General features: G+C 73.1%; 24 protein-coding genes. 4 read left to right on the top strand and 20 right to left on the bottom strand.

Annotated features, from left to right (window positions below; translation table 11 throughout):
• Positions 1 to 7: 7 nt before the first annotated feature.
• The 9 genes from lpxK to V7Q31_RS04850 form a co-directional block, all read right to left on the bottom strand.
• Complete coding sequence (gene lpxK / locus V7Q31_RS04890) at positions 8 to 1,027, bottom strand: tetraacyldisaccharide 4'-kinase (RefSeq protein WP_333832596.1); 1,020 nt, start codon at positions 1,025 to 1,027, stop codon at positions 8 to 10.
• Positions 1,027 to 2,334: a 3-deoxy-D-manno-octulosonic acid transferase gene (locus V7Q31_RS04885; RefSeq protein ID WP_333832557.1), complete on the bottom strand. Its 1,308-nt coding sequence runs from the start codon at positions 2,332 to 2,334 to the stop codon at positions 1,027 to 1,029. Before V7Q31_RS04885 ends, lpxK begins: the two co-directional genes overlap by 1 nt.
• Positions 2,331 to 3,086, bottom strand: a complete 756-nt coding sequence (locus V7Q31_RS04880) for a lysophospholipid acyltransferase family protein (protein WP_333832556.1) — start codon at positions 3,084 to 3,086, stop codon at positions 2,331 to 2,333. Before V7Q31_RS04880 ends, V7Q31_RS04885 begins: the two co-directional genes overlap by 4 nt.
• An 11-nt stretch (positions 3,087 to 3,097) precedes the next feature.
• Positions 3,098 to 3,340: a DUF4170 domain-containing protein gene (locus tag V7Q31_RS04875; protein WP_333832555.1), complete on the bottom strand. Its 243-nt coding sequence runs from the start codon at positions 3,338 to 3,340 to the stop codon at positions 3,098 to 3,100.
• Positions 3,341 to 3,394: 54 nt separating this feature from the next.
• A complete protein-coding gene (locus V7Q31_RS04870) occupies positions 3,395 to 4,210 on the bottom strand; it encodes an inositol monophosphatase family protein (protein WP_333832554.1) in 816 nt (271 codons plus the stop codon).
• Positions 4,194 to 5,531 (bottom strand): TldD/PmbA family protein, encoded by a 1,338-nt coding sequence (locus tag V7Q31_RS04865; protein ID WP_333832553.1) that lies wholly within the window; start codon positions 5,529 to 5,531, stop codon positions 4,194 to 4,196. The genes V7Q31_RS04870 and V7Q31_RS04865 overlap by 17 nt, the downstream gene beginning before the upstream one ends.
• A 78-nt stretch (positions 5,532 to 5,609) precedes the next feature.
• The gene (locus tag V7Q31_RS04860; RefSeq protein ID WP_333832552.1) at positions 5,610 to 7,319 is read right to left on the bottom strand and encodes an ABC transporter permease; all 1,710 of its coding nucleotides are present in this window, start codon (positions 7,317 to 7,319) and stop codon (positions 5,610 to 5,612) included.
• 41 nt (positions 7,320 to 7,360) lie between these two features.
• On the bottom strand, positions 7,361 to 8,350 hold the full coding sequence (locus tag V7Q31_RS04855; RefSeq protein WP_333832551.1) for an ABC transporter substrate-binding protein: 990 nt from the start codon (positions 8,348 to 8,350) through the stop codon (positions 7,361 to 7,363).
• A gap of 90 nt (positions 8,351 to 8,440) precedes the next feature.
• Positions 8,441 to 8,902 carry an Rrf2 family transcriptional regulator gene (locus V7Q31_RS04850; RefSeq protein WP_333832550.1) on the bottom strand — a complete coding sequence of 154 codons (462 nt, stop codon included), beginning with the start codon at positions 8,900 to 8,902 and terminating at the stop codon, positions 8,441 to 8,443.
• 185 nt (positions 8,903 to 9,087) lie between these two features.
• Here V7Q31_RS04850 and V7Q31_RS04845 point away from each other — a divergent pair, with 185 nt between their 5' ends.
• Positions 9,088 to 10,059: an SLAC1 anion channel family protein gene (locus V7Q31_RS04845; protein ID WP_333832549.1), complete on the top strand. Its 972-nt coding sequence runs from the start codon at positions 9,088 to 9,090 to the stop codon at positions 10,057 to 10,059.
• A 3-nt stretch (positions 10,060 to 10,062) separates the two neighbouring features.
• Here V7Q31_RS04845 and V7Q31_RS04840 read toward each other — a convergent pair whose 3' ends face one another.
• From V7Q31_RS04840 to V7Q31_RS04815, 6 genes are read right to left on the bottom strand one after another with little or no spacing between them, the layout of a single operon-like run.
• A complete protein-coding gene (locus tag V7Q31_RS04840; RefSeq protein ID WP_333832548.1) occupies positions 10,063 to 10,356 on the bottom strand; it encodes a 4a-hydroxytetrahydrobiopterin dehydratase in 294 nt (97 codons plus the stop codon).
• Entirely contained in the window at positions 10,356 to 11,546 is a 1,191-nt protein-coding gene (locus V7Q31_RS04835) for a GNAT family N-acetyltransferase (protein ID WP_333832547.1), read from the bottom strand. Before V7Q31_RS04835 ends, V7Q31_RS04840 begins: the two co-directional genes overlap by 1 nt.
• Positions 11,547 to 11,596: 50 nt before the next feature.
• Positions 11,597 to 12,376, bottom strand: a complete 780-nt coding sequence (locus V7Q31_RS04830) for a glycerophosphodiester phosphodiesterase family protein (protein WP_333832546.1) — start codon at positions 12,374 to 12,376, stop codon at positions 11,597 to 11,599.
• Positions 12,373 to 12,834, bottom strand: coding sequence for a RidA family protein (locus V7Q31_RS04825; protein ID WP_333832545.1), 462 nt, complete (start codon positions 12,832 to 12,834; stop codon positions 12,373 to 12,375). The genes V7Q31_RS04830 and V7Q31_RS04825 overlap by 4 nt, the downstream gene beginning before the upstream one ends.
• Before the next feature lie 23 nt (positions 12,835 to 12,857).
• Complete coding sequence (locus tag V7Q31_RS04820; RefSeq protein ID WP_333832544.1) at positions 12,858 to 14,189, bottom strand: HlyD family type I secretion periplasmic adaptor subunit; 1,332 nt, start codon at positions 14,187 to 14,189, stop codon at positions 12,858 to 12,860.
• The gene (locus V7Q31_RS04815) at positions 14,186 to 16,051 is read right to left on the bottom strand and encodes a type I secretion system permease/ATPase (RefSeq protein ID WP_333832543.1); all 1,866 of its coding nucleotides are present in this window, start codon (positions 16,049 to 16,051) and stop codon (positions 14,186 to 14,188) included. Before V7Q31_RS04815 ends, V7Q31_RS04820 begins: the two co-directional genes overlap by 4 nt.
• 226 nt (positions 16,052 to 16,277) lie before the next feature.
• On the opposite strand from V7Q31_RS04815, the gene V7Q31_RS04810 reads away from it, so the two are divergent.
• From V7Q31_RS04810 to V7Q31_RS04800, 3 genes are read left to right on the top strand one after another with little or no spacing between them, the layout of a single operon-like run.
• Positions 16,278 to 17,021 carry an MlaA family lipoprotein gene (locus V7Q31_RS04810; RefSeq protein WP_333832542.1) on the top strand — a complete coding sequence of 248 codons (744 nt, stop codon included), beginning with the start codon at positions 16,278 to 16,280 and terminating at the stop codon, positions 17,019 to 17,021.
• Complete coding sequence (locus V7Q31_RS04805; RefSeq protein ID WP_333832541.1) at positions 17,018 to 17,632, top strand: MlaC/ttg2D family ABC transporter substrate-binding protein; 615 nt, start codon at positions 17,018 to 17,020, stop codon at positions 17,630 to 17,632. Before V7Q31_RS04810 ends, V7Q31_RS04805 begins: the two co-directional genes overlap by 4 nt.
• A 40-nt stretch (positions 17,633 to 17,672) precedes the next feature.
• Positions 17,673 to 18,956 carry a cyclopropane-fatty-acyl-phospholipid synthase family protein gene (locus tag V7Q31_RS04800; RefSeq protein ID WP_333832540.1) on the top strand — a complete coding sequence of 428 codons (1,284 nt, stop codon included), beginning with the start codon at positions 17,673 to 17,675 and terminating at the stop codon, positions 18,954 to 18,956.
• Between the two features lie 38 nt (positions 18,957 to 18,994).
• Here the strand turns inward: V7Q31_RS04800 and V7Q31_RS04795 are convergent, their stop codons facing one another.
• The 5 genes from V7Q31_RS04795 to V7Q31_RS04775 all read right to left on the bottom strand — a co-directional run.
• The gene (locus tag V7Q31_RS04795; protein ID WP_333832539.1) at positions 18,995 to 19,552 is read right to left on the bottom strand and encodes a DUF3833 domain-containing protein; all 558 of its coding nucleotides are present in this window, start codon (positions 19,550 to 19,552) and stop codon (positions 18,995 to 18,997) included.
• Positions 19,549 to 20,844: a serine hydroxymethyltransferase gene (glyA, locus tag V7Q31_RS04790; protein WP_333832538.1), complete on the bottom strand. Its 1,296-nt coding sequence runs from the start codon at positions 20,842 to 20,844 to the stop codon at positions 19,549 to 19,551. Before glyA ends, V7Q31_RS04795 begins: the two co-directional genes overlap by 4 nt.
• A 109-nt stretch (positions 20,845 to 20,953) precedes the next feature.
• The gene (gene dprA / locus V7Q31_RS04785; protein ID WP_333832595.1) at positions 20,954 to 22,039 is read right to left on the bottom strand and encodes a DNA-processing protein DprA; all 1,086 of its coding nucleotides are present in this window, start codon (positions 22,037 to 22,039) and stop codon (positions 20,954 to 20,956) included.
• Between the two features lies 1 nt (position 22,040).
• Positions 22,041 to 22,655: a glycerol-3-phosphate 1-O-acyltransferase PlsY gene (plsY, locus tag V7Q31_RS04780; RefSeq protein ID WP_333832594.1), complete on the bottom strand. Its 615-nt coding sequence runs from the start codon at positions 22,653 to 22,655 to the stop codon at positions 22,041 to 22,043.
• Between the two features lie 16 nt (positions 22,656 to 22,671).
• A partial coding sequence (locus tag V7Q31_RS04775) for an amidohydrolase family protein (RefSeq protein ID WP_333832537.1) occupies positions 22,672 to 23,051 on the bottom strand: 380 nt, incomplete at its 5' end.

Raw genomic sequence — 23,051 nt, 5'->3', positions numbered from 1 at the left:
AGGCCCCTTACGCCCGATCCGATAGCGCCCGGTCCAGCAGGGCGTCGAGCGCCGCGGGGTCGTCGAATCGCAGCCGCACCGGCGCGACGCAAACTTCGCGCAGGAAGGCGCGGGGCAGGCGCGCCGCGTCCTTCTCGGTGGTGGCGAGCGTCGCGCCCTGCGCCCGCGCCTCCGCCAGAAGCCGACGCAGCAGCGCCGGCGGATAGGGCGCGTGATCGGCGAAGCCATGCGTCGCGACCAGCTCCGCCCCCATCGCCCGCAGCGTGTCGAAGAACTTCTCCGGCCGCCCGATGCCCGCGAAGGCGACGACGCGCGCGCCGCGCAGGTCGAGCCCGGTCGCCAGCGGCTCGAGCCGCGCGCGCAGCACCGGCGCGCCGGAAGCCGCGATCTCGGGATGGCGCGCCATCGCCCGCGCCGCCGCCGCATCGCCGCCGATCAGCACGACCGCATCGGCGCGCGCGAGCGCGTCGGAGACCGGTTCGCGCAACGGCCCCGCCGGGATCAGACGGCCGTTGCCGAAGCCCTGCCCCGCATCGACGACCAGCAGCGACAGATCCTTCGCGAGCGAGGGGTTCTGGAACCCGTCGTCCATCACCACGACCTGCGCCCCCGCGGCGATCGCCGCCGCCGCGCCCGCCGCCCGGTCGCGCGCCACCCAGGTCGGCGCGAAGGCGCTCAGCAGCAGCGGCTCATCGCCGACGTCGCGGAACCCGTCGCGCGCTGGATCGACGCGATGCGGCCCGGTCAGCCGCCCCCCCAGTCGGCCGCCATGCCCGCGCGACAGCGCATGCCCCGCAACCCCGCGCAGCGCCAGCGCCTGCAACAGCGCGAGGACCACCGGCGTCTTGCCGGCGCCGCCCGCCGTGGCGTTGCCGACGCAGATCACCGGCGCAGCAGCCCGCGCCGGCGCGCCGCCCGCCCGCCGCAGCCGCGCGCCCAGCCCCCAGATCGACGCCGCCGGCGCCAGCAGCCGCGCCGCCAGCCCGGGCGCGTCGGGCGGATTCGACCAGAAGCCCGGCGCGCGCATCATCGCCGCGCCTCCAGAAGCCCCAGCAGCGCCGCAGCGGCGCCGTCCAGCGGACCGGGATCGGGGCGTAGCGCCGCCCGCCCCGCCTCCGCCATCCGCGCCGCCGCGGCGCGCAAGCCGCCGTCCGGCGCCAGCGCCATGCCCAGCGCCGCCGCCAGCGCCGCCGCGTCGCCGATCTCGACCGAGGCCCCCGCCGCCGAGAGCGCGCCATAGGCCTCGCGGAACGCCGCGACGTCGGGGCCGCGCAGGATCAGCGCGCCGAGCGCCGCCGCCTCGTAAGGGTTGTGTCCGCCGAGCGACCCCGTCGAGCCGCCCATGAAGGCGACCGGCGCAAGGCGATACCACAGCCCCATCTCGCCCAGCGTGTCGGCGACGTGGACCTCCGCGCCCTCCGGCCCCTCGCCGGCCGAGCGCCGCGTCGCCTCCAGCCCATGGGCCCGCGCCAGCGCGGCGATCTCGGCGCCCCGTTCGGGGTGGCGCGGCGCGACGATCAGCGCCAGTCCGGGCGCCGCCTCCCGCGCCGCGCGATGCGCCGCGAAGGCGAGCGCCTCCTCGCCGGGATGGGTGCTCGCCGCGAGCCAGACGGGCCGCCCGCCCAGCGCCGCCCGCAACGCCGCCAGCGCTTGCGGATCGGCCTCGGGCGGGGCAACCGAGGCCTTGAGCGATCCCCCGATCCGCAAGCGCTGCCGCGGCGCGCCGAGCCCGGCTAGGCGCTCCGCGCTCTCGCCGTCCTGCGCAAGGATCGCGTCGAAGCGCGACAGGAGCGCCGCCGCCATGCCGCGCGCCCGCCCCCAGCCCCGCGCCGAGGCCGCCGAGACACGCGCATTGACCAGCGCCAGCGGCGCGCCCGTCCGCGCGCTCGCCCAGAGCGTCGCCGGCCAGAGCTCGCTGTCCACCCGCGCGCACAGATCGGGCCGCCAGTGCCTGAGGAAGCGCTCGACGAAGGCCAGCGCGTCGAGCGGGGCGTATTGGTGGGTCGCGCTTTCCGGCAGGCGCGGGCCGATCAGCCGCGCCGAAGTCGCCGTCCCCGTCGTCAGCAGGAACCGCAGATCGGGGCGCGCGCGGGCCATCCGCTCGATCAGCGCCAACGCCGCGAGCCCTTCGCCGACGCTCGCCCCGTGAAGCCAGACCAGCCGCCCCTCGGGCCGGGGCGCCGAGGCCGCGCCTATCCGCTCCGGCAGGCGGGCCGCCTCCTCCTTGCCGCGCGTCAGCCGCCGCGCGAGCAGCAGCCGGGCGGCGGGCGCCGCGATCCGCGAGAGCCCCAGATAGAGCCCCAGCAGCGCCGAACGGCGCGCGGGCGGGCTCATCGCGCCGGCTCGGCTTCGACCGGCGGGCGGTCCATCGCGGCGTCCGCCTGCGCGGTCAGCGCGTTCAGCGCCGCCTCGAGCCGAAGCCGATGCGCCTCGACCCCCGCCTCGCCCGCCGCGCGCGGCGGCGGCTCCAGCGGCGCGCCGTAGATCATCAAGCCGCGATCGAAGGGGATGGGGAGCAGGAAGCGGTCCCAGCTGCCGAGCATGCGCGCATGCCGCGCGCTCCAGGCGATCGGCAGGATCGGCGCGCCGGCGGCGACCGACAGCCCCGCCGCGCCCGACTGCGCGCGCATCCGCGGCCCGCGCGGCCCGTCCGGCGTGATCGCCAGCACGCCGCCTTCGCGCAGCGCCTGCAGACCGCCTACGAACGCCGCGCGCCCGCCCTTGTCCTTCTCCTCCTTGCGCGGATCGGCGGTCGAGCCCCGGACGGTCTCGACCCCGAAGCGCCCGACCACCTCCGCGATCAGATCGCCGTCGCGGTTGTTGGAGATCATCGCGAAGATGCGCCGTCCCGGCGGCGCCCAGAGCGGCGAGAAGATCAGCCGCCCGTGCCAGAAGGCGGGAATGATCGGCCCGCCGCGCGCCAGAAGGTCGTCGAGATGCGCCCGCCCCTCGATCCGCCAGCGCGTCGTGCGCCAGCAAAGGGCCACATAGCCGGCGCCGAGCCGCGCGAGCGCGCCGCGCGCCAGCGGGTCGCTGCGCAGCGCCTTGAGGCTGCGGCGGGGCGCCAGTGTCGGCCCCGGTCTCATGGAGCGCCGGCTCAGCCGAGTTCCTCGGTGGCGCTGGTCTCGAGCTCCTCGTCGCGCAGCCGGTGCAGATGGGCGATGAAGTAGCGCGTCGTCGCCTGATCGACGGTGCGCTGCGCGGCCTGCTTCCACGCAGCATGCGCTTCGGCGTAGCTGGGGAACACGCCGACCACGTCGATCGCGTGGGGATCGGCGAACTCGGTGCGGGCCGTGTCCTTCAGCTCGCCGCCGAAGACGAGATGCAGACGGACGGGCATGGCGGGCCTCCGCGCGAAAGGGTCGCGCGCACCATAGAGGCGCGCGCCGGAGGGTCAATCGCCCCCGCGCGGGCGGCGGCGGCGCACGAGTTCGGCGTGCAGCGCGGGCGGCGCGGCGATCACCCCGTCCGAGCGCGGATCGGGCGCGTTGTAGCTATGCGTCCGACCCCGCCCGTCGCTCACGACGCAGCCCGCCTCCGCTGCGATCAACGCGCCGGCGGCGAGGTCCCATTCCCACAGCTCCCGGAAACTGAGCGTCACGTCCGCAGCGCCCTCGGCGACGAGGCAGAGGCGATGGATCATCGAGGGGCGGAAGGCGCGCCGCAGCGCCGGCGCGCCGCCCGGCCAGTGCTCCGCCCCGAGCTGGGCCGAGGCGGCGAGCGCCAGCGCGCCCCCCGCCCGCGCACCCTCCGCCGCGCGGATCGGCGCGCCGTCGCGCGAGGCCCCGCCGCCCGCCCGCGCGGCGTAAAGCCGCCCCAGCGCGGGAAAGAACGCCGCCGCCGCGACCGGCGCGCCCTGCGCCGCCACCGCCGCCGCGACGCACCAGCCGGTCTCGCCGGCGATGAAGGCGCGGGTGCCGTCGATCGGGTCGACCACGAACACCGACGCGCAGCCGAGCCGGGCGCGGTCGTCCGGGGTCTCTTCGGACAACCAGCCGTAACCGGGGCGCGCCGCGCGCAGCCGGGCCTTCAGCGCCGCGTCGGCCTCGAGGTCGGCCTCGGTGACCGGGCCGGCGCCGCCCTCCTTGTCCCAGACGCGCGGGGCGCGCCCGAACCAGCGCATCGCCCCCTCGCCCGCCGCCTCGACCGCCGCGACGAGCAGCGCCAGATCGTCGGCGGGCTCGGCGACGCCGTCAGGCGCCGGCGACAACCAGACCCTCCACCCGCAGCGACGGAACGGAGACCGAGACGAACGGGTCGGGGTCGTCGGCGGCGTCCATGCGCGGCAGGAATTCGGGCAGGGCGCCGGCGATGGTCGCCTCTTCGACCGGATGGGCGATCCGGCCGTTCTCGATCCAGAAGCCCGAGGCGCCGCGGCTGTAGGCGCCGGTGGTGGGGTTGACGCTCGACCCCATCAGCGAGGTCACCAGCAGCCCGCGCTCGATGTCGGCGATCAGCGCGTCGCGGCTCGCGGCGCCAGGCCCGAGCCGAACATTGGTGGCGCCGGGGCTCGGCGGCGCCGACACGCCGCGCCGCGCATTGCCGGTGCTCGCGAGCCCGAGCTGGCGCGCCGAGGCCGCGTCGAGCAGCCAGCGCTCGAGCACGCCGCCGCGCAGGATCGCCGCCGCGCGCGAGGCCATCCCCTCGCCGTCGAAAGGCCGCGAGGACGGGCCGTCCGGCGCCAGCGGGTCCTCCAGCAGCTCCGCCCAGCCGGGCAGGATGCGCTCGCCCATGCGCTTCGCGAGCCAGCTCGAGCCGCGCGCCACCGACGCGCCGTTGATCGCAGCGAGCACATGGCCGATCAGCGAGGGCGCGACGCGACGGTCGAAGACAACCGGAACCGCCCCCGTCGGCGGCTTGCGCGCGCCGAGCCGGGCGACTGCGCGCGCCGCCGCCTCGCGCCCGATCTCGGCGGGCGGCGGCAGATCGTCGAGCCGCCGGCGCGCCGCATAGTCGTAGTCGCTCTGCATCCCGAGCCCTTCGCCCGCGATGGCCGAGACGGCGAGCGACGCCCCGTCGCGCGCATAGGCGCCGCGAAAGCCGTTGGTCGCCGCCAGCGCGATCTCGGCGCGCCGCCAGCTCGCCGAGGCGCTGTCGACCTGCGACACGCCCGGATGCGCGAGCGCCGCCGCCTCCGCCTCCAGCGCCAGGGTCTGCAACCGCGCGGGATCGGGCGGCGCGGCCTCGGCCGCGGCGAACCCGGCCATGTCCGGGGCGCCCAGCTCTCCCGGCTCCAGCAGGCCGCAATACGGGTCCTCCGGGGCTTCGCGCGCCATGGCGACGGCGCGCTCGGCCAGCGCGCGCAGCGTCTCGGGGCGGGGATCGGAGGCGGAGACGCAAGCCTGCCGGCGGCCCACGAAGGCGCGCAGCCCGAAATCGACGCTCTCGGCTCGCTCGGCCTCCTCGAGCGCGCCGCCGCGCACCGCGACGCCAAGATCGGCGCTGCGCATCACGAGGGCGTCGGCGGCGTCGGCCCCGGCGGCGCGGGCGGCGTCGAGCAGGCGGTCGGCGAGGTCGAGCGGGAAATGCATCGGCGGGGCTTTCGCGAGAGGGGAGCGGTCCCGGCGCAACCTAGAGGCTCCCCCGCCGCGGTTCAAACCCCTACCGCTTCAGTCGCGCCACGGCACGACCCCGGGCGGGGCGCGGCGGCCGAGCAGGTCCAGCGTCAGCATCAGCGCGACGGTGGCGAACACGGTCAGCGTCGCCATCGCGGCGGCCAGGGTGGTGTAGCCGCCATCCTCGTAGTTGAAGATCGCGGTGCCGATCGTCTCGGTACCGCGCGACCACAGCAGCGCCGACACCGTGACCTCGTTATAGGCGGTCAGAAAGACGAGGATCGCCCCCGACGCAGCCGCCGGCGCGGTCAGCGGCAGGAAGATGCGCCGCATCCGCCGCCCGAACCCCGCGCCGCACACCCGCGCGGCGTCGTCCAGAGCCGGGTCGAGCTGGGCGTAGGCGGCGCCGACGGGCTTCAGCGCGATGGCGAAGAAGGCGGCGAGATAGGCCAGCAGGATGATCCAGATCGTGCCGTAGAGCGAGACGCCGAGGATCGGCAGCGGCTTGAGGAACGCCAGAATGAAGGCGACCGAGATCACCAGCCCCGGCACGGCGTAGGCGATCTCGGCGAGCGTCGCCGCCCCGCCCGCGGCGCGGCGCGCGAGCCCGGCGGGGCGCGTCAGGAAATAGCCCAGCCCCACCGCCGCCGCCGCCAGCGCCGCAGAAGCGGCGCCCGCCGCGAAGCCCGAATTGGCGAAGGCGCGCGCGGTGACGCTCTGCGCGAACAGCACTTCGCGGAAATGCTCGAAGGTCAGCGTTTCGGACGTGAGCTTCACGCCGTAGGTCGGCGAGAGCGCGGTCGCCGTCAGCGCCCCGAGCGGCATGACCAGCAGGGCCGCCACCACCACCCAGAGGCCGGCTTCGGCGACGGGCCGCGCCCGCCCGAGCCGCAGCGCGAGCGCGGCCTGCGGCGGGCCGATCAGCGCCGATCGCGCCCGGCGCGCCAGCGCCATCTGCGTCGTCACCGCCGCGACCGCCACCAGCCCCAGCAGCGTCGCGATCACCGCCAGATCGCCCAGCGCCTCCGGCCCGAAACTCGCGAGCCGCTGCCACATCAGCACCGGCAGAGTGGTGTAGCGCCCCGGCACGCCCAGCAGCGCGGGTATCCCGAAATTGCCGAGCGCCGAGACGAAGGCGAGCGCGAAGGCCGCGATCAGCGCCGGCGCGAGCAGCGGCGCGGCGATCCGGCGCAGCATCGTCAGGGGCCCCGCGCCGCAGACCCGCGCGGCGTCGGACATCTCGCGCGGCAGCGTGCGCAGCGCCGCGCGCAGCACGAGGAACGCCAGCGGCATGTGCTGCGCCGCGAGCAGCGCGATCACGCCTTCGCGCGAATAGAGCGGATGCGTCGACCCGATGGGCGGGGCCAGGCCGAGCGCCTGCAAGGGCGGGCTCGACGGCCCGAGCGCCTGAATCCACGCGATCGCCGTCACATGCGGCGGGATCATCATCGGCAGCAGGATCAGGAACACCAGCGGCCCCTTGCCCCGCACATCCGTCAGCCCGACGAGCAGCGCGAGCCCCAGTCCCGCCGCCGTCGCCACCGCCGCCGAGATCAGCCCGCTTTCGAGCGAGTTCCACAGCGCGGTCGTCACCGCCCGCGATTCGAGCGCGCGCAGCAGCGGCGCGAGGCTCGGCGCGCCCTCGGGCGCGAAGCCGAGCCGCGCCACCAGCGCCAGCGGCAGGGCGCACAGCGCCACCGTCGCGGCGAGCAATAGCGCCAGCGTCAGCGGTTCGGCGACGGAGCGGGCGAGGCGCGCGCGCATGAGATCAGCGCCCGCCGGAGACCGGCGGGCGCGGCGTCGCGTCAGCCGCCGAACATCTCGGTGAAGCGCAGCTTGTTGGCCTCGTCCTCGGCCAGCGCCTTCGCCGGATCGAAGGGCAGCAGCCTGATCTGCGCGCGGTCGGGGAAGCCCGCGGGCGGCGCCACGTCGGGATGCGCCGGCAGATAGCCCATCTCGGCGGCGAGCGTCTGGCCTTCCGGCGAGATCAGGAAATCGACGAAGGCCTTGGCCGCGTCGGGGTTCTTCGCGGTGGAGAGGATCGCGACCGGCTCGGTCACCGCCGACACGCCCTCCTCGGGGAAGACGAACTCGATCGGCGCGCCCTTGGCCTTCTCGCGGATGGCGAGGAAGTCCACGAGGAAGCCGTAGAGCTTCTCGCCGCCGGCGATCGACTTCAGCACGCCGCCATTGCCGCCCTGCGCGAGCGCGCCCTGTTTCGCGAGCTTCGCGTAATAGTCCCAGCCGAGATCGGGGTGCCCGGCGATGGAGACCATGTGGATGGTCGCGGCGCCCGAGGTCATCGGCGACGGCATGGTCATCGCCGCCGTCGCCTCCGGCGCAAGCAGGTCCTTGTAGGAAGTCGGCTTCAGCGGCGCGGCGGGGTTGTAGGCGATGCCGGTGGTGATCAGCTTGGTCGAGAAGTAATGGCCCTCGGGGTCCATCAGCCCGGCCTCGTAGGCCGACACGTCGGCTTCGGGATGGGACAGCAGCAGACCCTCGGCCTCGAGCCCCTCCATCGTCACCGTGTCGGCGATCAGCAGCAGGTCGGGCTGGGGCGCGCCGGCGGCGATCTCCGCGCGCAGCTTCGCCATGATCTTGGTGGTGCCGTCGCGCACCCATTCGACCTCGACGCCGGGATGGGCCGCCATGAAGGCGTCCACAGTCCGCTGCGCGTCCTCGTTGGGCTGCGAGGTGTAGAGTACGAGTTTGCCCGTGGGCTGGGCGAGCGCCCCTTGCGCGAGGAGGGCGAGGAGCGCGGCGGCGCCGAGGCGCGCGAGCGTGGGGATGGTCATCCGGTGGTCCTTCCTGCTGGAATTCCGCCCGACGCTCCTAACAGGGGCGCGTGACAGTTTTCCGACAGGACGGACGCGCGGCGGGCGGCGCTACTGCGCCGCGATCATCTGCTCGGTGGGCTCCAGACCCATCAGGCGGCGCAGATCGTCGCCGTCCTCGATCAGATCGGCGAGCGTATAGGTGTCGAGCACCTTCAGGAACGCCCCCATCGCGCCTTCCAGCACGCCGCGGAACTTGCAGGCGTCGCGCAGCGGGCAGGTGTTGGTCTCGGCGTCGTGGCATTCGACGATGCACGAGCCGGTCTCGGTGCCGCGCACGATCTCGCCGACGCTGATCTCCGAGGGCGCCCGCGTCAGCCGCACGCCGCCGCCGCGCCCGCGGACCGTCTCGACATAGCCGTGCTGGGCGAGCCAGTTGGCGATCTTGCCCAGATGCGCCTCGGACGAGTTGCAGGCGCGCGCGATCTCGGCGGCGGGGGTGACCCGCCCGTGATTGAGACCGCAATACATCAGCAGGCGCATCGCATGGTTCGACCTGATCGTCAGATGCATCGCGCGCTCCTCCCCCTCGTCAAAAAGGCGCTTCCGGTTGGCCGCTTTGACGAGGTTTACAGCGTCCTGCGCTGCGCGGAATTGACATGGATCATTCCGTCGCGCGGCGAAGCGCGGCAAATCTGAATGGAAGAGTCGGCTTTGCGCCGGCCCGCCCCGTCGCACCTTTCGCAGGACATCGCGCCATGACCGACATCGCTGCGCCGCAGCACTCAAGGCTCGCCGAATTCCCCATCTCCTTCTTCGCCATCGTCATGGGGCTGAGCGGCTTCGCGCTGGCCACGCGGGCGGGCGAGCATGCGCTGCATCTGGGCCCAGCGCTCTCCGACGGGATCGGCGCGGCGGCGGCGGTCGCCTTTCTCGCCATCGCCGCGCTCTATGCGACCAAGGCGGCGGCGCATGGGCCGTCGGTGCGCGCGGAATGGGCGCACCCGATCCGCATCGCCTTCTTTCCCGCGATTTCGATTTCGCTTCTGCTGCTCGCGACGATCCTCGCGCCCATCGCGCCCGCGCTGGCTCGGGTGGTGTGGCTCGCGGGGGCGGCGGCGCAGGCGGGGCTGATGCTGGCGGTGGTGGCGAACTGGATCGGCCATCGCCCGTTCCAGCACGTCCACCTCAACCCGGCGTGGTTCATTCCCGCCGTTGGCAACATCGTGGCGCCGGTCGCGGGCGCGCAGCTCGGCTTCGTGGAGCTGTCCTGGCTGTTCTATTCGGCGGGGCTGCTGTTCTGGCTGGTGCTGCTGACGCTGGTGTTCAACCGGCTGGTGTTCCACGATCCGCTGCCGGGCCGGCTGGCGCCGACCCTGATGATCCTCATCGCCCCGCCCGCCGTCGCCTTCATCGCCTGGATCAAGCTCGGCGGCGAGATCGACGCCTTCGCGCGGATAACCTTCTATCTCGGCTTCGTCTTCCTTGGGATCGTCGCGACCCAGTCCGTGAAGCTCTCGAAACTGCCCTTCGCGCTGTCGTGGTGGGCATTGTCCTTCCCGGTGGCGGCGCTGACGATCTCGACCTTCCTCTACGCCGAAAAGACCGGCTCGGCGGTTTTCGCCTGGATCGGCTACGGGCTGTGGGTCGCGCTGGCTGCGCTGATCTTGGGGCTTGCAGCGCGCACGGCGTCGGCGATCGCGGCGGGCGAGATCTGCAAGCCCGAGTGACGCTCAGACAAGCGCGTCCATCGCGCGGGCGAGGCGGAGGTCGAGCTCCGTCAGCCCGCCGGCGTCATGGGTGGTGAGCGTCACCTCGACGTCGCGATACACGTTGCGCCATTCGGGGTGGTGGTCGAGCTTCTCGGCCGCGAGCGCGGCGCGGCTCATGAAGCCCCAGGCCTCGGAGAAGTCGCGGAAGCGGAAGCCGCGCGAGATCGCGTCGCGGCCCGGATCGTGGACCCAGCCCGAAGCGGCGAGTTCGGAAAGCGCCGCGGCCCGCTCGGCGTCGGTCAGACGGTCGGCCATCATCCCTCCTTGCGGAACGGGCCGCGCTCGAGGAGGAATTCGATCTCCTCGCTCACGGCCTCGCGCTCGCGGCGCAGATAGTCTGCGACGGCGGCGCGAAAGCCCCGGTCGCCGATCCAGTGCAGGCTGTAGGTCGGGCTCGGCAGATAGCCGCGGGCGAGCTTGTGCGCGCCCTGCGCGCCCGCCTCGACGCGGGCGAGACCGAGCTCGATCGCCGCCTCGATGGCCTGATAGTAGCAGGTCTCGAAATGCAGGCAGGGATGCTCCTCGACGCAGCCCCAGTATCGGCCGAACAGCGTCTCGCGTCCGATGAAGTTCAGCGCGCCGGCGATCCACCGCCCCGCACGCCGGCACATGACCAGCAGGACGTCGTCGCGCAGATGCGTCTGCGCTTCCTCGAAGAAGGCGCGGGTCAGATAGGGTCGGCCCCATTTGCGCGCGCCGGTGTCCTGATAGAAGCGCCAGAACGCCTCCCAATGCTCGGGTTCGATGGCGTCGCCCGTCAGCCGGACGATCTCGACGCCGCCCGCGACGGCCGTTTCGCGCTCCTTGCGCAGCTGCTTGCGCTTGCGGCTTGCGAGATCGGCCAAGAAATCGTCGAAAGCGCCGTAGCCCCGATTCTCCCAGTGGAACTGCTGGTCCTGTCGTTGCAGCAGGCCAAGCTCGCCGCCGCGCCGCCACTCGGCTTCGGTGCAGAAGGTGACGTGCAGCGAGGACAGCCGGTTGCGCGCGGCGAGCTCCACCGCGCCCTGCAGCAGCGCATCCGCCGCGATCTCCGCCTCGGGGCCGGGGCGGGTCAGCCAGCGCCGGCCCGTGGCGGGGGTGAAGGGGATGGCGCATTGCAGCTTGGGATAATAGTCGCCGCCCGCGCGCTCCCACGCATGCGCCCAAGCATGATCGAAGACGTATTCTCCCTGGCTGTGGCTCTTGAGGTAGAGCGGCGCGACGCCCAGCAGCCGACCGTCCCCGGCGCGGGCGAGCAGCGGGCGGGGCGTCCAGCCGGTCCGCCCGCCGACCGATCCGCTGCGTTCCAGCGCGCTCAGGAGGCGGTGCGTCGCGAACGGGTCGCGCGGATGGCCGCCATCGGCGGCTTCGGGGGCAGCGCAGGCGTCCCAGTCTCCGGGGGCGAGCTCTCCGACGCTCTCGCGCGTCTCGATGACGATGCTCTCCCGCTCCGCGCCGTCCGCCATCGCCGCCTCCCCTCGCCACCCGGATGAGGATGGCGCGACGGGGCGGCGCGTCAACGGGCCCCGGTTGGGCCGGGCGCCGGAAGGAAGCCCTCGAAGGTGATCGCATCGACATGCGGGGCGACCTGCGCGGCCTGCGCCGGCGTGCGGATCGTCCAGCTCAGAACGCCCGCCCCGGCTGCGCGCAGGGCGGCGACGCGCGGTTGAGGCAGCGCGCGGGCGTCGTAGGAGACGAAACAGGCGCCGACCGCCGCGAAATCCTCCAGCGCGGCGAGGGCCTCGCAGCGCTCAGAGGCGGCGCCGTCCTCGGCGAAGACCTCGGGCGCCCCGGCGACAAGGCCGCGGGCGAGAGCGGGGGCTGCGTCGCGCAGGGCCGCGACGGAGGCCGGGTTGAACGACATCACGGCGACGGGCCCCGGATACGCCGCCAGCAACGCCGCCACCCGCGCCTCCAGCGGCCCGACCCCGCGCCCATCCAGCGCGCCGCCCTGATCCTTCACCTCCACGACGAGCGGCGTCCGCCCGTCGAGCACGGCGAGGATCTCCGCGAGCGTCGGGATCGTCTCGGCGCCGTCGCGCAAGGGCAGGCGCGACAACTCGGCGGCGGAGCGGGCGCGCAGCGGGCCTGCGGCGCCGGTCAGCCGCTCCAGCGTCGCGTCATGGAAGACCATCGCCTCGCCATCCGACGACAGCTGCACGTCGATTTCGACCGCATAGCCCGCGCGCGCCGCCGCGTCGGCTGCGGCGCGGCTGTTCTCGACGCGCCCCGCCGCCCGGTCGTGCAGGCCGCGATGGGCGAAGGGCGCGCGCAGAAAGCCCGGGGGAAGCGTCATGCGATCTCGAAGATCGCCTCGATCTCGACGGCGGCGCCGAAGGGCAGCGCCGCGCCCACCGCCGAGCGCGCATGCCGCCCCGCCTCGCCGAACACAGCGACCAGGAAGTCCGAACAGCCGTTGACGACTTTCGGCTGGTCCGAGAAGCCGGGCGCGGAGTTGACGAAGGCGGTCAGCTTGACCACCCGGCGCACCCGGTCGAGATCGCCCTCGCAGGCGGCGCGCGCCTGCGCCAGCAGGCTGAGCGCGCAGAGCTTCGCCGCCGCCGCGCCCTGTTCGACGCTCATGTCGGCGCCGAGCAGGCCCTTCACGATCCCGCCCGCATCCATCGAGATCTGCCCGGAGACGAACAGCAGCGGTCCCGAGCGCACCCAGGGGACGTAGTTGGCCGCCGGCGCAGGCGCGTCGGGCAAGGTTTCGCCGAGTTCGGCGAGGCGGGCGTCGATGGCGCCGGGCATGGTCTGGGGTCTCCGTGAGGGGGTCACTGCTCGCGCATCGAGCGTTCGAAGAAGTCGGTCATGGGCTTGAGCATGTAGCTCAGCGGCGAGCGCTCGCCGGTCTGGATGAAAGCCTCGACGGGCATGCCGGCGATCAGCTTCAACCCCTCCAGCTTGGCGAGTTCGGAGTCCTCGATGTCGATCTCGGCGGTGTAGTAGCTCATCCCCGTCGCCTCGTCGGTCAGCGCGTCGGGCGAGACGCGGCCGACCGTGCCGAAAAGCTCCGGCGTGGTGCGGGTGTTGAAGGCGCTGAACACAAGCCGCGCCGGCTGGCCGGGATAGACCGAATCGATGCTGGTGGTGTCGATGCGGGTCTCGACCACCAGCGCCTCCTCGGTCGGCACTATGTACATCACCGGCTCGGCGGGCCGGATCACGGCGCCGACGGTGAACACGGTCTTGCCGAGCACGATCCCGGAGCGGGGCGCGCGGATGTCGAGTCGGTCGAGGGTCTCCTGCGCCGAGAGGCGGCGCTCGCGCAGCTCCGCCTCGCGGGTCTTGAGGTCTCGAAGTTCGCCGATGGCCTCCTCCAGCCGCGTCGCGTCGCGACCGGTGATCTGGATGTCGATCTCGGTGATGCGCCCGCGCGCCTGCGCGATCTGGGCGGTCAGCGCGCCGGTCTGACCGTCGAGCCGGGCCTTCTCGCGTTCGAGCGCCAGCACCCGGCTCGCCTGCGTCAGGCCGCGTTCGAGCAGGCTGCGCTGGTCGGTCAGCTCCTGCTGGATGAAGCCGAGCTGGATCGACAGGCTCTCGCGCTGCGATTCGGCGCCGGCGATCTCCTCGGCGATCTGGGTCTGGCGCTCGCGCAGCTGCTCGGTCTCGCGCTCCACCGTGTCGCGGCGGGCGTCGAACAGCCGGCGCTGCCCGTCGACGAGCGCCTCGACCTCCGGACGGGCGGCGGCGACCTCCTGAAGCTCCGCCGGAAAATTCGGCGCGTCGAAGCCCGCGATCTGCGCTTCGAGCCGGGCGATGCGCGCCATCGTCTCGAAGAGCTGGCTCTCGATGATGGCGAGTTCGGCGCGCGGGCGCGAGCTGTCGAGGCGCATCACGATCTCGCCGGCCTGCACCTGCTGGCCCTCCTCGACCGCGATCTCGGAGACGACGCCGCCTTCGAGGTGCTGCACGACCTGCCGGTTGACTTCGACCTTGAGCCGACCCGGCGAGACGACCGCGCCGGCGATCGAGGCGAAGGCCGACCAGGCCCCGAGCCCGAACACCAGCACGACGACGCCGATCAGCCCGATCGCGACATAGCGCCCGGCGCTCCAGCGCGCCGTCGGGTTCCTGGGGCCCTCAAGTCTGAGCTGGGCGGTCATTCGGCTTGTCCTCCGGGGCGGCTCGGGCCGGGCGCGACCGGCGCGACGCGGGCGGTCATAGATTCGCCGAGGCGCGCCGTGGCCTGAACGGGCCCCTGGGCCGAGGGCTTCGCAGCGGACTGGGCGGACTGGGCGGACTGGGCGGACTGGGCGGGTTGGGCCGGCGCGCCGCCGACGAGTTGGGGATAGTTGGCGGTGGTCTCGCGCAGCACCTGATCCTTGGGGCCGAAGGCGCGCGGCGCACCCTTTTCCAGCATCAGCAGCATGTCGCAGGCGGAGATCGCCGAAGGCCGATGCGCCATCACCACGGCAGCGCGCCCGCGCTTGCGCAGATCGGCGATGGCGGCGACCAGCGCCTGCTCGCCCTGCGCGTCGAGGTTCGAATTCGGCTCGTCGAGGATCACCACCGCCGGATCGCCATAGAGCGCGCGCGCCAGCGCCAAGCGCTGACGCTGACCGCCGGACAGGTTGCCGCCGCCCGGTCCGATCATCGTGTCGTACCCCTTGGGCAGGTTCAGGATCATCTCGTGCGCGCCGGCGCGCTGGGCGGCGAGCACCACCGCCGCGTCGTCGACCTGCTCGGCCATGCGGGCGATGTTCTCGGCGACCGTGCCGTCGAACAGCGCGACTTCCTGCGGCAGATAACCGATGTGCCGGCCCCGCGCGTCGTCCTCGAACTGGTCGAGCGCCGCGCCGTCGAGCCGGATCGCGCCGGCGTAGGGCCGCCAGACGCCCGCCAGCGCCTTGGCCAGCGTCGACTTGCCCGATGCCGAGGGGCCGATCACCCCCAGCGCCTGACCGGGGCCGATCTTGAAGGAGACGTTGCGGATCGTCGGCGCGGTCGCTCCCGGCGCGACCACGGTCACACCCTGCGCCTCGAGATGGCCGTGCGGCGTCGGCAGTTCGGTGCGGCTTTCGGGCGGCGGGGTCTTCTCCAGAAGCTCGGCCAGCGACGTCCAGCCCTTGAAGGCGCGCTGCATCACCGACCATTGCGCGATGGCCTGCTCGACAGGGGCCAGCGCCCGGCCCATCAGGATCGACGCCGCGATCATCATCCCCGGCGAGATGATCTGCTCGATCGCGAGCAGCGCGCCGAGCCCGAGCATCGCCGATTGCAGATAGAAGCGCAGGGTCTTCGAGGTGATCGCGTAGCCGCCCGTCGCGTCCGACGCGGCGATCTGGGCGCCGAGCGTGTCGTCGCGCAGCTTGCCCCAGCGCGCGATCGCCGCGCCGCGCATGCCCAGCCCCTGAACGGTCTCGCCCTCGCGCCGCAACGTCTCGGCGAAGCCCTCGGAGCGCGCGGAAGCCTCGGCTGCGGCCATCATCGGCTCGCGCGAGCGGCGCTCGTTCAGAAGTGCGATCACGAACAGCACGAGACCCCCGCAAATTGCGAGCAGGCCCAGCGACCAGTGGAACAGGAAGATCGCCGCCAGAAACAGCGGCGCGAAGGGCGCGTCGAAGAAGGCGAAGGGCGCAGGCCCCGACAGCGCGCGCTGGATCGCCTCGAGGTCGCGCATGCCGCTCGCATGCCTGCCGCGCTCGTCGGGCGAGATCGACCGCCGCAGCACCGCCTCGAAGACCCGCCGGTCGAGCAGCGCCTGAAAGCGCGCGCCGACGCGCGCCAGCACCCGGGTGCGGGCGAAGTCGAGCACCCCCATCAGGCCGAACAGCGCGGTGATCAGCAGGAACAGGGTCGCCAGCGTCGCCTCCGACCCGCTCGCCAGAACGCGGTCGTAGACCTGCAGCATGAAGATCGGGCCGGTCAGCATCAGCAGGTTCACGAACACGCTGAACAGCCCGACATTGACGAACAGGGCGCGCGAGGCGCCCAGCGCGCCGCGCAACTCCGGCCTGCCGATCATCGCTCTCGCCCGCATCTCCCGCGTCCTCGCTCACGCGGCCCGCGACCGCTGATCGCAGCGCCTCTAGCACCATTTTTCGCGGGGCGCCATTTTTCGCGGCGAGGGACTCATCTTCGCCACAGCGCGCCGACGGATGCGTCCGGGCGCCTTGCGCAGCCCCGGACTTGTCGTAGGTTCCCTCATGCGCAGCAAACGGCGTGCTGCAGGGTCGCGCGGGGGTTGAGCGATGCGGAGCGGTCGGGTCGCGGCGAAAATGGCGGCGGCGCTGGTTGCGGCGGCGCTGGGCGGATGCACGGCGGCGGCCCCGGAGGGCGCGCTGATCGCGGACCCCTATGAACGGCTCAACCGCGACATCCACGAGTTCAACCGCGGCTGGGACCAGGTGCTGATCCGCCCGGCCTCTCAGGCCTATGACGCGGTGACGCCGGCGCTGTTCAAGCATCTGATCTACAACCTCGATCGCCATTTGCGGCTGCCGGTCGACGCGGTCAACTACGTGCTTCAGGGCGATCTGGAAGGCGCCGGCGAGACGGTGCTGCGCTTCGTCGCGAACACCGCGCTCGGGGCCGGCGTGCTCGACCCGGCGACCGAGCTCGGCCTGCCCTACCAGCCCAACGATTTCGGCAAGACGCTCGCGCGCTGGGGCGCGGGCGAGGGCGTCTTCGTGATGCTGCCCCTCCTCGGGCCGTCCACGGCGCGCGATTCGGTCGGCTTGGGCGTCGACTTCGCCATCGATCCGTTCAACTTCATCGCGATCTCGGACGAGGTGGCGATCGAGGCGGCGCGGCTCGGCCTTCCGATCGTCGACCTGCGCAGCCGAAACGACGAGCTGTTCCAGACGCTGTTCTACGACTCGCCCGACAGCTACGCCACCGTGCGGTCGGCCTATGTGCAGGCGCGGCGGCGCGCAGTCGGCGGCGGCGAGACCGACCCGGGCGCGCTGCCCGACATCTTCGACGAGGACGAATGACCATGCCGACACCGCTCACCCGCCGCGACGCGCTCGCACTCGGGGCGACCGGCGCCGCAGCGCTGATCGCCCGCCCCGCCGCTGCGCTCGCCCCCGCCGAAGCCGAGCGCTTCATCCGCGCCCTGATCGACGAGGCCACCGAAATCGTGCGCCGCGACGCGCGGCAGGGCGCGCGCGCCGACGAGTTCCTGCGCTTCCTGCGCGAGAAGGCGGCGCTCGACGCGATCGCGCGCTTCACAATGGGGGTGAACTGGCGGCAGATGGACCCGGCGCAACAGGCCCGCTTCGTGAGCGCCTTCGAGAACTACGCCGCGCGGGTCTATGCGGCGCGGGTCGGCGAGTATTCCGGTCAGGTGATCGAAGTCGTCGGATCGCAGGACGTCGGGCGCAAGGGCGTGCTGGTGCGCAGCCTGCTGAAATCCCCCAGCGCCGCCGACATCACCGTGGAATGGCTGGTCGACGACCGCTCGGGGCGGCCGCAGCTGGTGGATCTGATCGCCGAGGGCGTGTCGCTGTCGATCTCGCAGCGCGAGGAGTTCGCGGCGATGGTCGAGCGGCGCGGCGGCGACATCGACCGCTTCATCGCCGATCTCGACGGGCTCGGCGCCTGAGGCGACGCGCGCCGGAAGAACGGCGCGCAAGGGGGGCGCGATGCGCTTTCTGCCGAAACTGCTCGCCCGAGCGGTCCGCAAGGGGCGGCTGACCGTCACGGGGCCGCAGGGCGAACGCCATGAGTTCGGCGACGGCGACGGGCCGTCCGCCGCGATCCGCATCTCCGACCCGGCCTTCGACTGGCGGATTTTCCTCAATCCCGAACTGAACGCCGCCGAAGCCTTCATGGACGGCGCGCTGACCATGGAGGAAGGGTCGGTCGCCAATCTGCTCGAGGTGTTCTACGTCAACAAGCGCGCCTTCGACCTGACGCCGAGCCAGATCTTCTGGCGGACGCTGGCGCGGCGCGGACGGCGGTTCCTGACCGACAACACGCTGGCCCGCGCCAGCCGCAACGCGCGGGCGCATTACGACATCGGCGAGGACCTCTACGCGCGGATGCTCGACCGCGACATGCAGTATTCCTGCGCCTACTGGTCCGAAGGCGTCGAGACGCTGGAGGAGGCGCAGACCGCCAAGAAGCGCCGCATCGCCGCCAAGCTCGCGCTTTCGCCGGGGATGCGGGTGCTCGACATCGGCTGCGGCTGGGGGGGCATGGCGCTCTACCTCGCCGCGATCTGCGAGGCGCGGGTGGTGGGAGTGACCCTGTCGCCGGCGCAGCTGCAGGTCGCGCAGGCGCGGGCGCAGGCGGCGGGGCTGGCCGACCGGGTGGAGTTCCGGCTGTGCGACTATCGCGCGGTGGCGGAGCGCTTCGACCGGGTGGTGTCGGTGGGGATGCTGGAACATGTCGGCGTCGGACGGTTGCCGGAGTATTTCCTGACCGTCCGCGACCGCCTCGGCCCCGGCGGCGTGGCGCTGATCCACTCGATCTCGACAAAATCCCCGCCCGGCGTGACCGGCCCCTTCATCCGCAAGCACATCTTCCCCGGCGGCTATGCGCCGTCGATGTCGGAGATGCTGGCGGCGGTGGAGACCACCGGGCTGTGGACGCTCGACGTCGAAATCTGGCGCGTGCATTACGCCGACACGCTGCGGGTCTGGCGCGAGAATTTCCTCGCGACCGCGCACGCGCTGCCCCCCGCCTATGACGACCGGTTCAAGCGGATGTGGGAGTTCTATCTCGCCGCGAGCGAAGGAGCGTTCCGCCACGGCTCGTCCTGCGTCGCGCAACTCCAGCTCGGGCGCGAGCGCGACGCGGTCCCGCTGAGGCGCGGCTATGTCGGCGAGACGGAGAAGTCGCTCGCCGCGCGCGAGACGGGGCGGCTGGAGCCGCTGCTCGCCTCCACGCAAGCGGCGCTTGCGGAGATCGGGGCGCAGGGCTGACGCACGGGGGACACTCGCGGCGACCTCCGGCTGCGCCGCTACCCCTCTAGCGCCGCGTCGCGCAGGAAGAAGATGCTGAGCTGGCCGATCTCGACGCCGAACTTGTCGACATAGGCGCGGTTGATCGCCACGCGCCCGTCCATGCCCCAGATCCAGTCCTCGATCGACACGTTCAGCACGCCGTCCGGCGTCGGCAGGTCGATCTCGTAGGCCCAGGTGAAGGCGTTGCCGCGCGTCTCGCCGGTGGCCTGCCCGATCACGCCCTCCGCCGAGCCGGCCCAGGTCGTCGGGCCGGTCTTGCGCAGCGACCACACCCTCCGCTCGGTCGAGCCGTCCTCATAGGTGAAGCGCTCGTCGAGCGTCAGCGTCTCGCCGTCCCAGTCCCCGTCGATGTCGACGACGAAGCTGCGGCGGACTTCGCCGAAGCGGTCCTGAAAGAGACCCCAGGCGGTCAGCTCGCCGTCGAAGAACACCTCCGGCGCGAAGGGCGGGCCGGCCTCGGCGTAGTCCGCGAGATCGGGGCGGCCCGCGCAGGCGGCGAGCGCCAGCGCCGCCGCTCCGAAGGCCGCGGCCCTCAGCGCGCGGCGCAGGCTCACAGCGCCTCGTAGATCGGGAAGCGGTCGCACAGCGCCTGCACCTTGGCCTTCACCGCGGCCTCGACAGCGCCATTGCCCTCTTCGCCATTGGCGGCGAGGCCGTCCACCACTTCGACGATCAGCCGCCCGATCTCGCGGAACTCGTCCTCGCCGAAGCCGCGGGTGGTGCCCGCAGGCGAGCCGAGCCGCACGCCCGAGGTCACCGTCGGCTTTTCGGGGTCGAAGGGGACGCCGTTCTTGTTGCAGGTGATGTGGGCGCGGCCGAGCGCCTTCTCGGTGGCGGCGCCGGTCACGCCCTTGGGGCGCAGATCCACGAGCACGAGGTGGGTGTCGGTGCCGCCCGTCACCAGCGCGAGCCCGCCCGCGACCAGCTCCTCGCCCATCGCCTGGCAGTTGCGGATCACCTGCGCGGCATAGGCGCGGAATTCGGGGCGCAGGGCCTCGCCGAAGGCCACCGCCTTGCCGGCGATCACATGCATCAGCGGGCCGCCCTGAAGGCCGGGGAAGACGGCGGAGTTGAACTTCTTGGCCAGATCCTCGCGGTTGGTCAGGATCATGCCGCCGCGCGGGCCGCGGAGCGTCTTGTGGGTGGTCGTGGTCGCCACATCCGCGAACTCCAGCGGGTTGGGATACTGCCCGCCCGCGACCAGCCCGGCGAAATGCGCCATGTCGACCATCAGCAACGCGCCGACCTTGTCGCAGATCGCGCGGAAGCGGGCGAAGTCGATGATGCGCGGGATCGCCGAGCCGCCGGCGATGATCAGCTTGGGCTCGCACGCCAGCGCCGCCGCCTCGATCGCGTCGTAGTCGAGCAGGTTGGTGTCGCGGGTGACGCCGTATTGCACCGCATCGAACCACTTGCCGGACTGGTTGGGCGCCGCGCCGTGGGTCAGGTGCCCGCCGCTCGCCAGATCCTGCCCCATGAACGTGTCGCCGGGCTGAAGGAGCGCAAGGAACACCGCCTGATTGGCCTGCGCGCCGGAATGCGGCTGGACGTTCGCGAAGCCGCAGTTGAACAGTTTGCAGGCGCGCTCGATGGCGAGGCTCTCGGCCACGTCCACATGCTGGCAGCCGCCGTAATAGCGCCGGCCCGGATAGCCTTCGGCGTATTTGTTGGTCATCACGCCGCCCTGGGCTTCCAGAACGGCGCGGCTGACGATGTTCTCCGAGGCGATCAGCTCGATCTCGTCGCGCTGGCGGCCGAGTTCGGCGTCCATCGCGGCGGCGAGCTCGGGATCGCGGGCGTGCAGCGTGTCGGTGAAGAAGCGCGCGTCGCGCAGGGAAGCGTCCATGATGCAGATCTCCCGGACAGCGGTGACAGGCGCTCGCGCCCTCGACTCATCGGGTTTCTAGCGCAGCCAAGGCCCCGCGCACAGGGTCTGCGGCGCTGGAACCGGTCTTTCACCGCGGGGAGGGCGCGCGGGCGAACAGGTCCCCCGGCAGGCGCGTCACCGTCCCTTCGAGCTCCAGATCGAGCAGCGCCGCCGACAGTTCGCGGGCGCCGAGGCCGGACGCCTCGGCCAGAGCGTCGAAAGCGACCGGGGCGGATCCGAGCAGGTCGAGCAGCGCGGACCCGGACGCCGCCGGCGCCGCGGCGGGCGCGGGGACGGGGCGCGCCGGCGCCGCCGCGCTACGGGCCGCGGGCGCCCGCGACGCCGGCGCGCCGAGCGCCTCGACCACGTCCTCGGTCGAGCGGATCAGCGCCGCGCCCTCGCGGATCAGCGCGTTGCAGCCAGCGGCCCGGGGGTCGAGCGGCGAGCCGGGGACCGCCATCGCCTCGCGCCCCTGCTCCAGCGCCATGCGCGCGGTGATCAGGCTGCCCGACCGCTCCGCCGCCTCGACCAGCACCACCCCCGCCGAAAGCCCCGAGACGATCCGGTTGCGCCGCGGAAAGGCGCGGGCGGTCGGCGCTTCGCCCATCGCGGCCTCCGACAGGATGAGGCCCGCCTCGGCGATGCGCGCGGCCAGCGCGTCATGCTCGGGCGGGTAGATCACGTCGACGCCGCTCGCCAGCACGGCGACGGTCCCGGTCTCGAGCGCCGCCTCGTGCGCCGCCGCGTCGATCCCGCGCGCGAGGCCCGAGACGACGGCGAAGTCCTGCGCGCCGAGGCCGCGCGCCAGCATCCCCGCCATCCGCCGCCCCGAGGCCGACGCGTTGCGCGCGCCGACCACAGCGACGCAGGGCCGCGCCGCCAGCGCCGGGTCGCCCAAGGCCCACAGGACCGGCGGCGGATCGGGGATTTCGGCGAGCGCCGCCGGATAGCCCGCATTCCCGACGATCAGAAACCGGGCGCCGACCCGCGCGCCCGCCTCGATCTCGCGCAGGGCGTCCGCCTCGGGGAAGGCCTCGACACCCTTCAGCCCGGCGCCTGCGGCGATCTCGGGCAGCGCGTCGAGCGCGGCCTCGGCGTCGCCGAAGCGCGCCATCAGCCTGGCGAATGTGCGCGGCCCGACATTGCGCGACCGCGCCAGCCGCAGCGCCGCCAGCTCAGCCACGCGCGCGCCCGAAGGAGATGCGGGGCTCCTCGCCGCGCAGCAGGCGGCGAATGTTGGCTTCGTGCTTCAGCCAGATCAGCGCCGCCAGAACGCAGGCGAGCAGCACTTCGCCCCAACGGTCGAATACGATCAGCCAGACCGGGGCCAAGGCCGCCGCCGCCAGCGCCGAGGCCGAGGAGATGCGGGTGAGAACCGCCGTCGCGAGCCATGTCGCGCAGACCATCGACCCGGTCGGCCAGTGCAGCGCGAGCATGATCCCGATGAACGTCGCCACGCCCTTGCCGCCGCGAAACCGAAGCCAGACCGGAAACAGATGACCCAGAAACGCCCCGAGCCCGGCCAGCATCGAGGCCGCCGGCCCCCAGACCGCGAGCAGCAGCACCGCGACCGCCCCCTTGGCGCCGTCGAGGATCAGCGTCGCCGCCGCCGCCTTTTTGTCGCCGGTGCGCAGCACGTTGGTCGCGCCGATGTTGCCCGAGCCGATCGCGCGCAGATCGCCCAGGCCCCGCGCCTTCGCCACCAGCACGCCGAAGGGGATCGCGCCGAGCAGATAGCCGATGAGAAAGGCCAGCGCGAGCCAGGGCGCGGCGCGCTCGACGCCGAGAATGTCGTGAAACACCGGGTCAACCCTCCGCAGCGCGGTCGAACACCGTCCGCCCCCGCACGACCGTGCGCAGCACGCGGCCCGTCATCCGCGCGCCGTCGAAGGGCGTGTTCTTCGACTTCGAGCGCAGCGTGGTGCGGTCGAGCACATGGGGCGCGTCCGGGTCGAACAGCACCAGATCGGCCGGCGCCCCGCGCGCCAGCCGCCCCGTCTCGAGCCCCAGCAGCCGCGACGGGTTGAGCGAAAGCGCGCGGAACAGCGCCGGCAGCCCCATGATCCCGGCGTGATGCAGCCGCAGCGCCGCCGGCAGCAGCGTCTCCAGCCCCGCCGCCCCCGCCGCCGCGGCCTCGAAGGGCAGGCGCTTGCTCTCCTCGTCCTGCGGCATGTGGCCCGAGCACA

Origin of the sequence: Rubrimonas sp., assembly GCF_036788415.1 — a bacterium.
Classification (GTDB): Bacteria; Pseudomonadota; Alphaproteobacteria; order Rhodobacterales; family Rhodobacteraceae; genus Rubrimonas.
The sequence above is the reverse complement of the archived record's forward strand: the minus strand, read 5'-3'. Positions and strand labels throughout refer to the sequence as shown.

What these genes read in the sequence shown, in the direction of transcription:
- lpxK (WP_333832596.1), bottom strand. Translation starts at nt 1,027, where the DNA reads ATGCGCGCGCCGGGCTTCTGGTCGAATCCGCCCGACGCGCCCGGGCTG.
- V7Q31_RS04800 (WP_333832540.1), top strand. Translation starts at nt 17,673, where the DNA reads ATGCGCTTTCTGCCGAAACTGCTCGCCCGAGCGGTCCGCAAGGGGCGG.
- V7Q31_RS04860 (WP_333832552.1), bottom strand. Translation starts at nt 7,319, where the DNA reads ATGCGCGCGCGCCTCGCCCGCTCCGTCGCCGAACCGCTGACGCTGGCG.
- glyA (WP_333832538.1), bottom strand. Translation starts at nt 20,844, where the DNA reads ATGGACGCTTCCCTGCGCGACGCGCGCTTCTTCACCGACACGCTGCAC.
- V7Q31_RS04875 (WP_333832555.1), bottom strand. Translation starts at nt 3,340, where the DNA reads ATGCCCGTCCGTCTGCATCTCGTCTTCGGCGGCGAGCTGAAGGACACG.
- V7Q31_RS04835 (WP_333832547.1), bottom strand. Translation starts at nt 11,546, where the DNA reads ATGGCGGACGGCGCGGAGCGGGAGAGCATCGTCATCGAGACGCGCGAG.
- V7Q31_RS04810 (WP_333832542.1), top strand. Translation starts at nt 16,278, where the DNA reads ATGCGGAGCGGTCGGGTCGCGGCGAAAATGGCGGCGGCGCTGGTTGCG.
- V7Q31_RS04820 (WP_333832544.1), bottom strand. Translation starts at nt 14,189, where the DNA reads ATGACCGCCCAGCTCAGACTTGAGGGCCCCAGGAACCCGACGGCGCGC.
- V7Q31_RS04830 (WP_333832546.1), bottom strand. Translation starts at nt 12,376, where the DNA reads ATGACGCTTCCCCCGGGCTTTCTGCGCGCGCCCTTCGCCCATCGCGGC.
- V7Q31_RS04815 (WP_333832543.1), bottom strand. Translation starts at nt 16,051, where the DNA reads ATGATCGGCAGGCCGGAGTTGCGCGGCGCGCTGGGCGCCTCGCGCGCC.
- V7Q31_RS04880 (WP_333832556.1), bottom strand. Translation starts at nt 3,086, where the DNA reads ATGAGACCGGGGCCGACACTGGCGCCCCGCCGCAGCCTCAAGGCGCTG.
- V7Q31_RS04840 (WP_333832548.1), bottom strand. Translation starts at nt 10,356, where the DNA reads ATGGCCGACCGTCTGACCGACGCCGAGCGGGCCGCGGCGCTTTCCGAA.
- V7Q31_RS04865 (WP_333832553.1), bottom strand. Translation starts at nt 5,531, where the DNA reads ATGCATTTCCCGCTCGACCTCGCCGACCGCCTGCTCGACGCCGCCCGC.
- V7Q31_RS04805 (WP_333832541.1), top strand. Translation starts at nt 17,018, where the DNA reads ATGACCATGCCGACACCGCTCACCCGCCGCGACGCGCTCGCACTCGGG.
- V7Q31_RS04850 (WP_333832550.1), bottom strand. Translation starts at nt 8,902, where the DNA reads ATGCATCTGACGATCAGGTCGAACCATGCGATGCGCCTGCTGATGTAT.
- V7Q31_RS04825 (WP_333832545.1), bottom strand. Translation starts at nt 12,834, where the DNA reads ATGCCCGGCGCCATCGACGCCCGCCTCGCCGAACTCGGCGAAACCTTG.
- V7Q31_RS04885 (WP_333832557.1), bottom strand. Translation starts at nt 2,334, where the DNA reads ATGAGCCCGCCCGCGCGCCGTTCGGCGCTGCTGGGGCTCTATCTGGGG.
- V7Q31_RS04855 (WP_333832551.1), bottom strand. Translation starts at nt 8,350, where the DNA reads ATGACCATCCCCACGCTCGCGCGCCTCGGCGCCGCCGCGCTCCTCGCC.
- V7Q31_RS04845 (WP_333832549.1), top strand. Translation starts at nt 9,088, where the DNA reads ATGACCGACATCGCTGCGCCGCAGCACTCAAGGCTCGCCGAATTCCCC.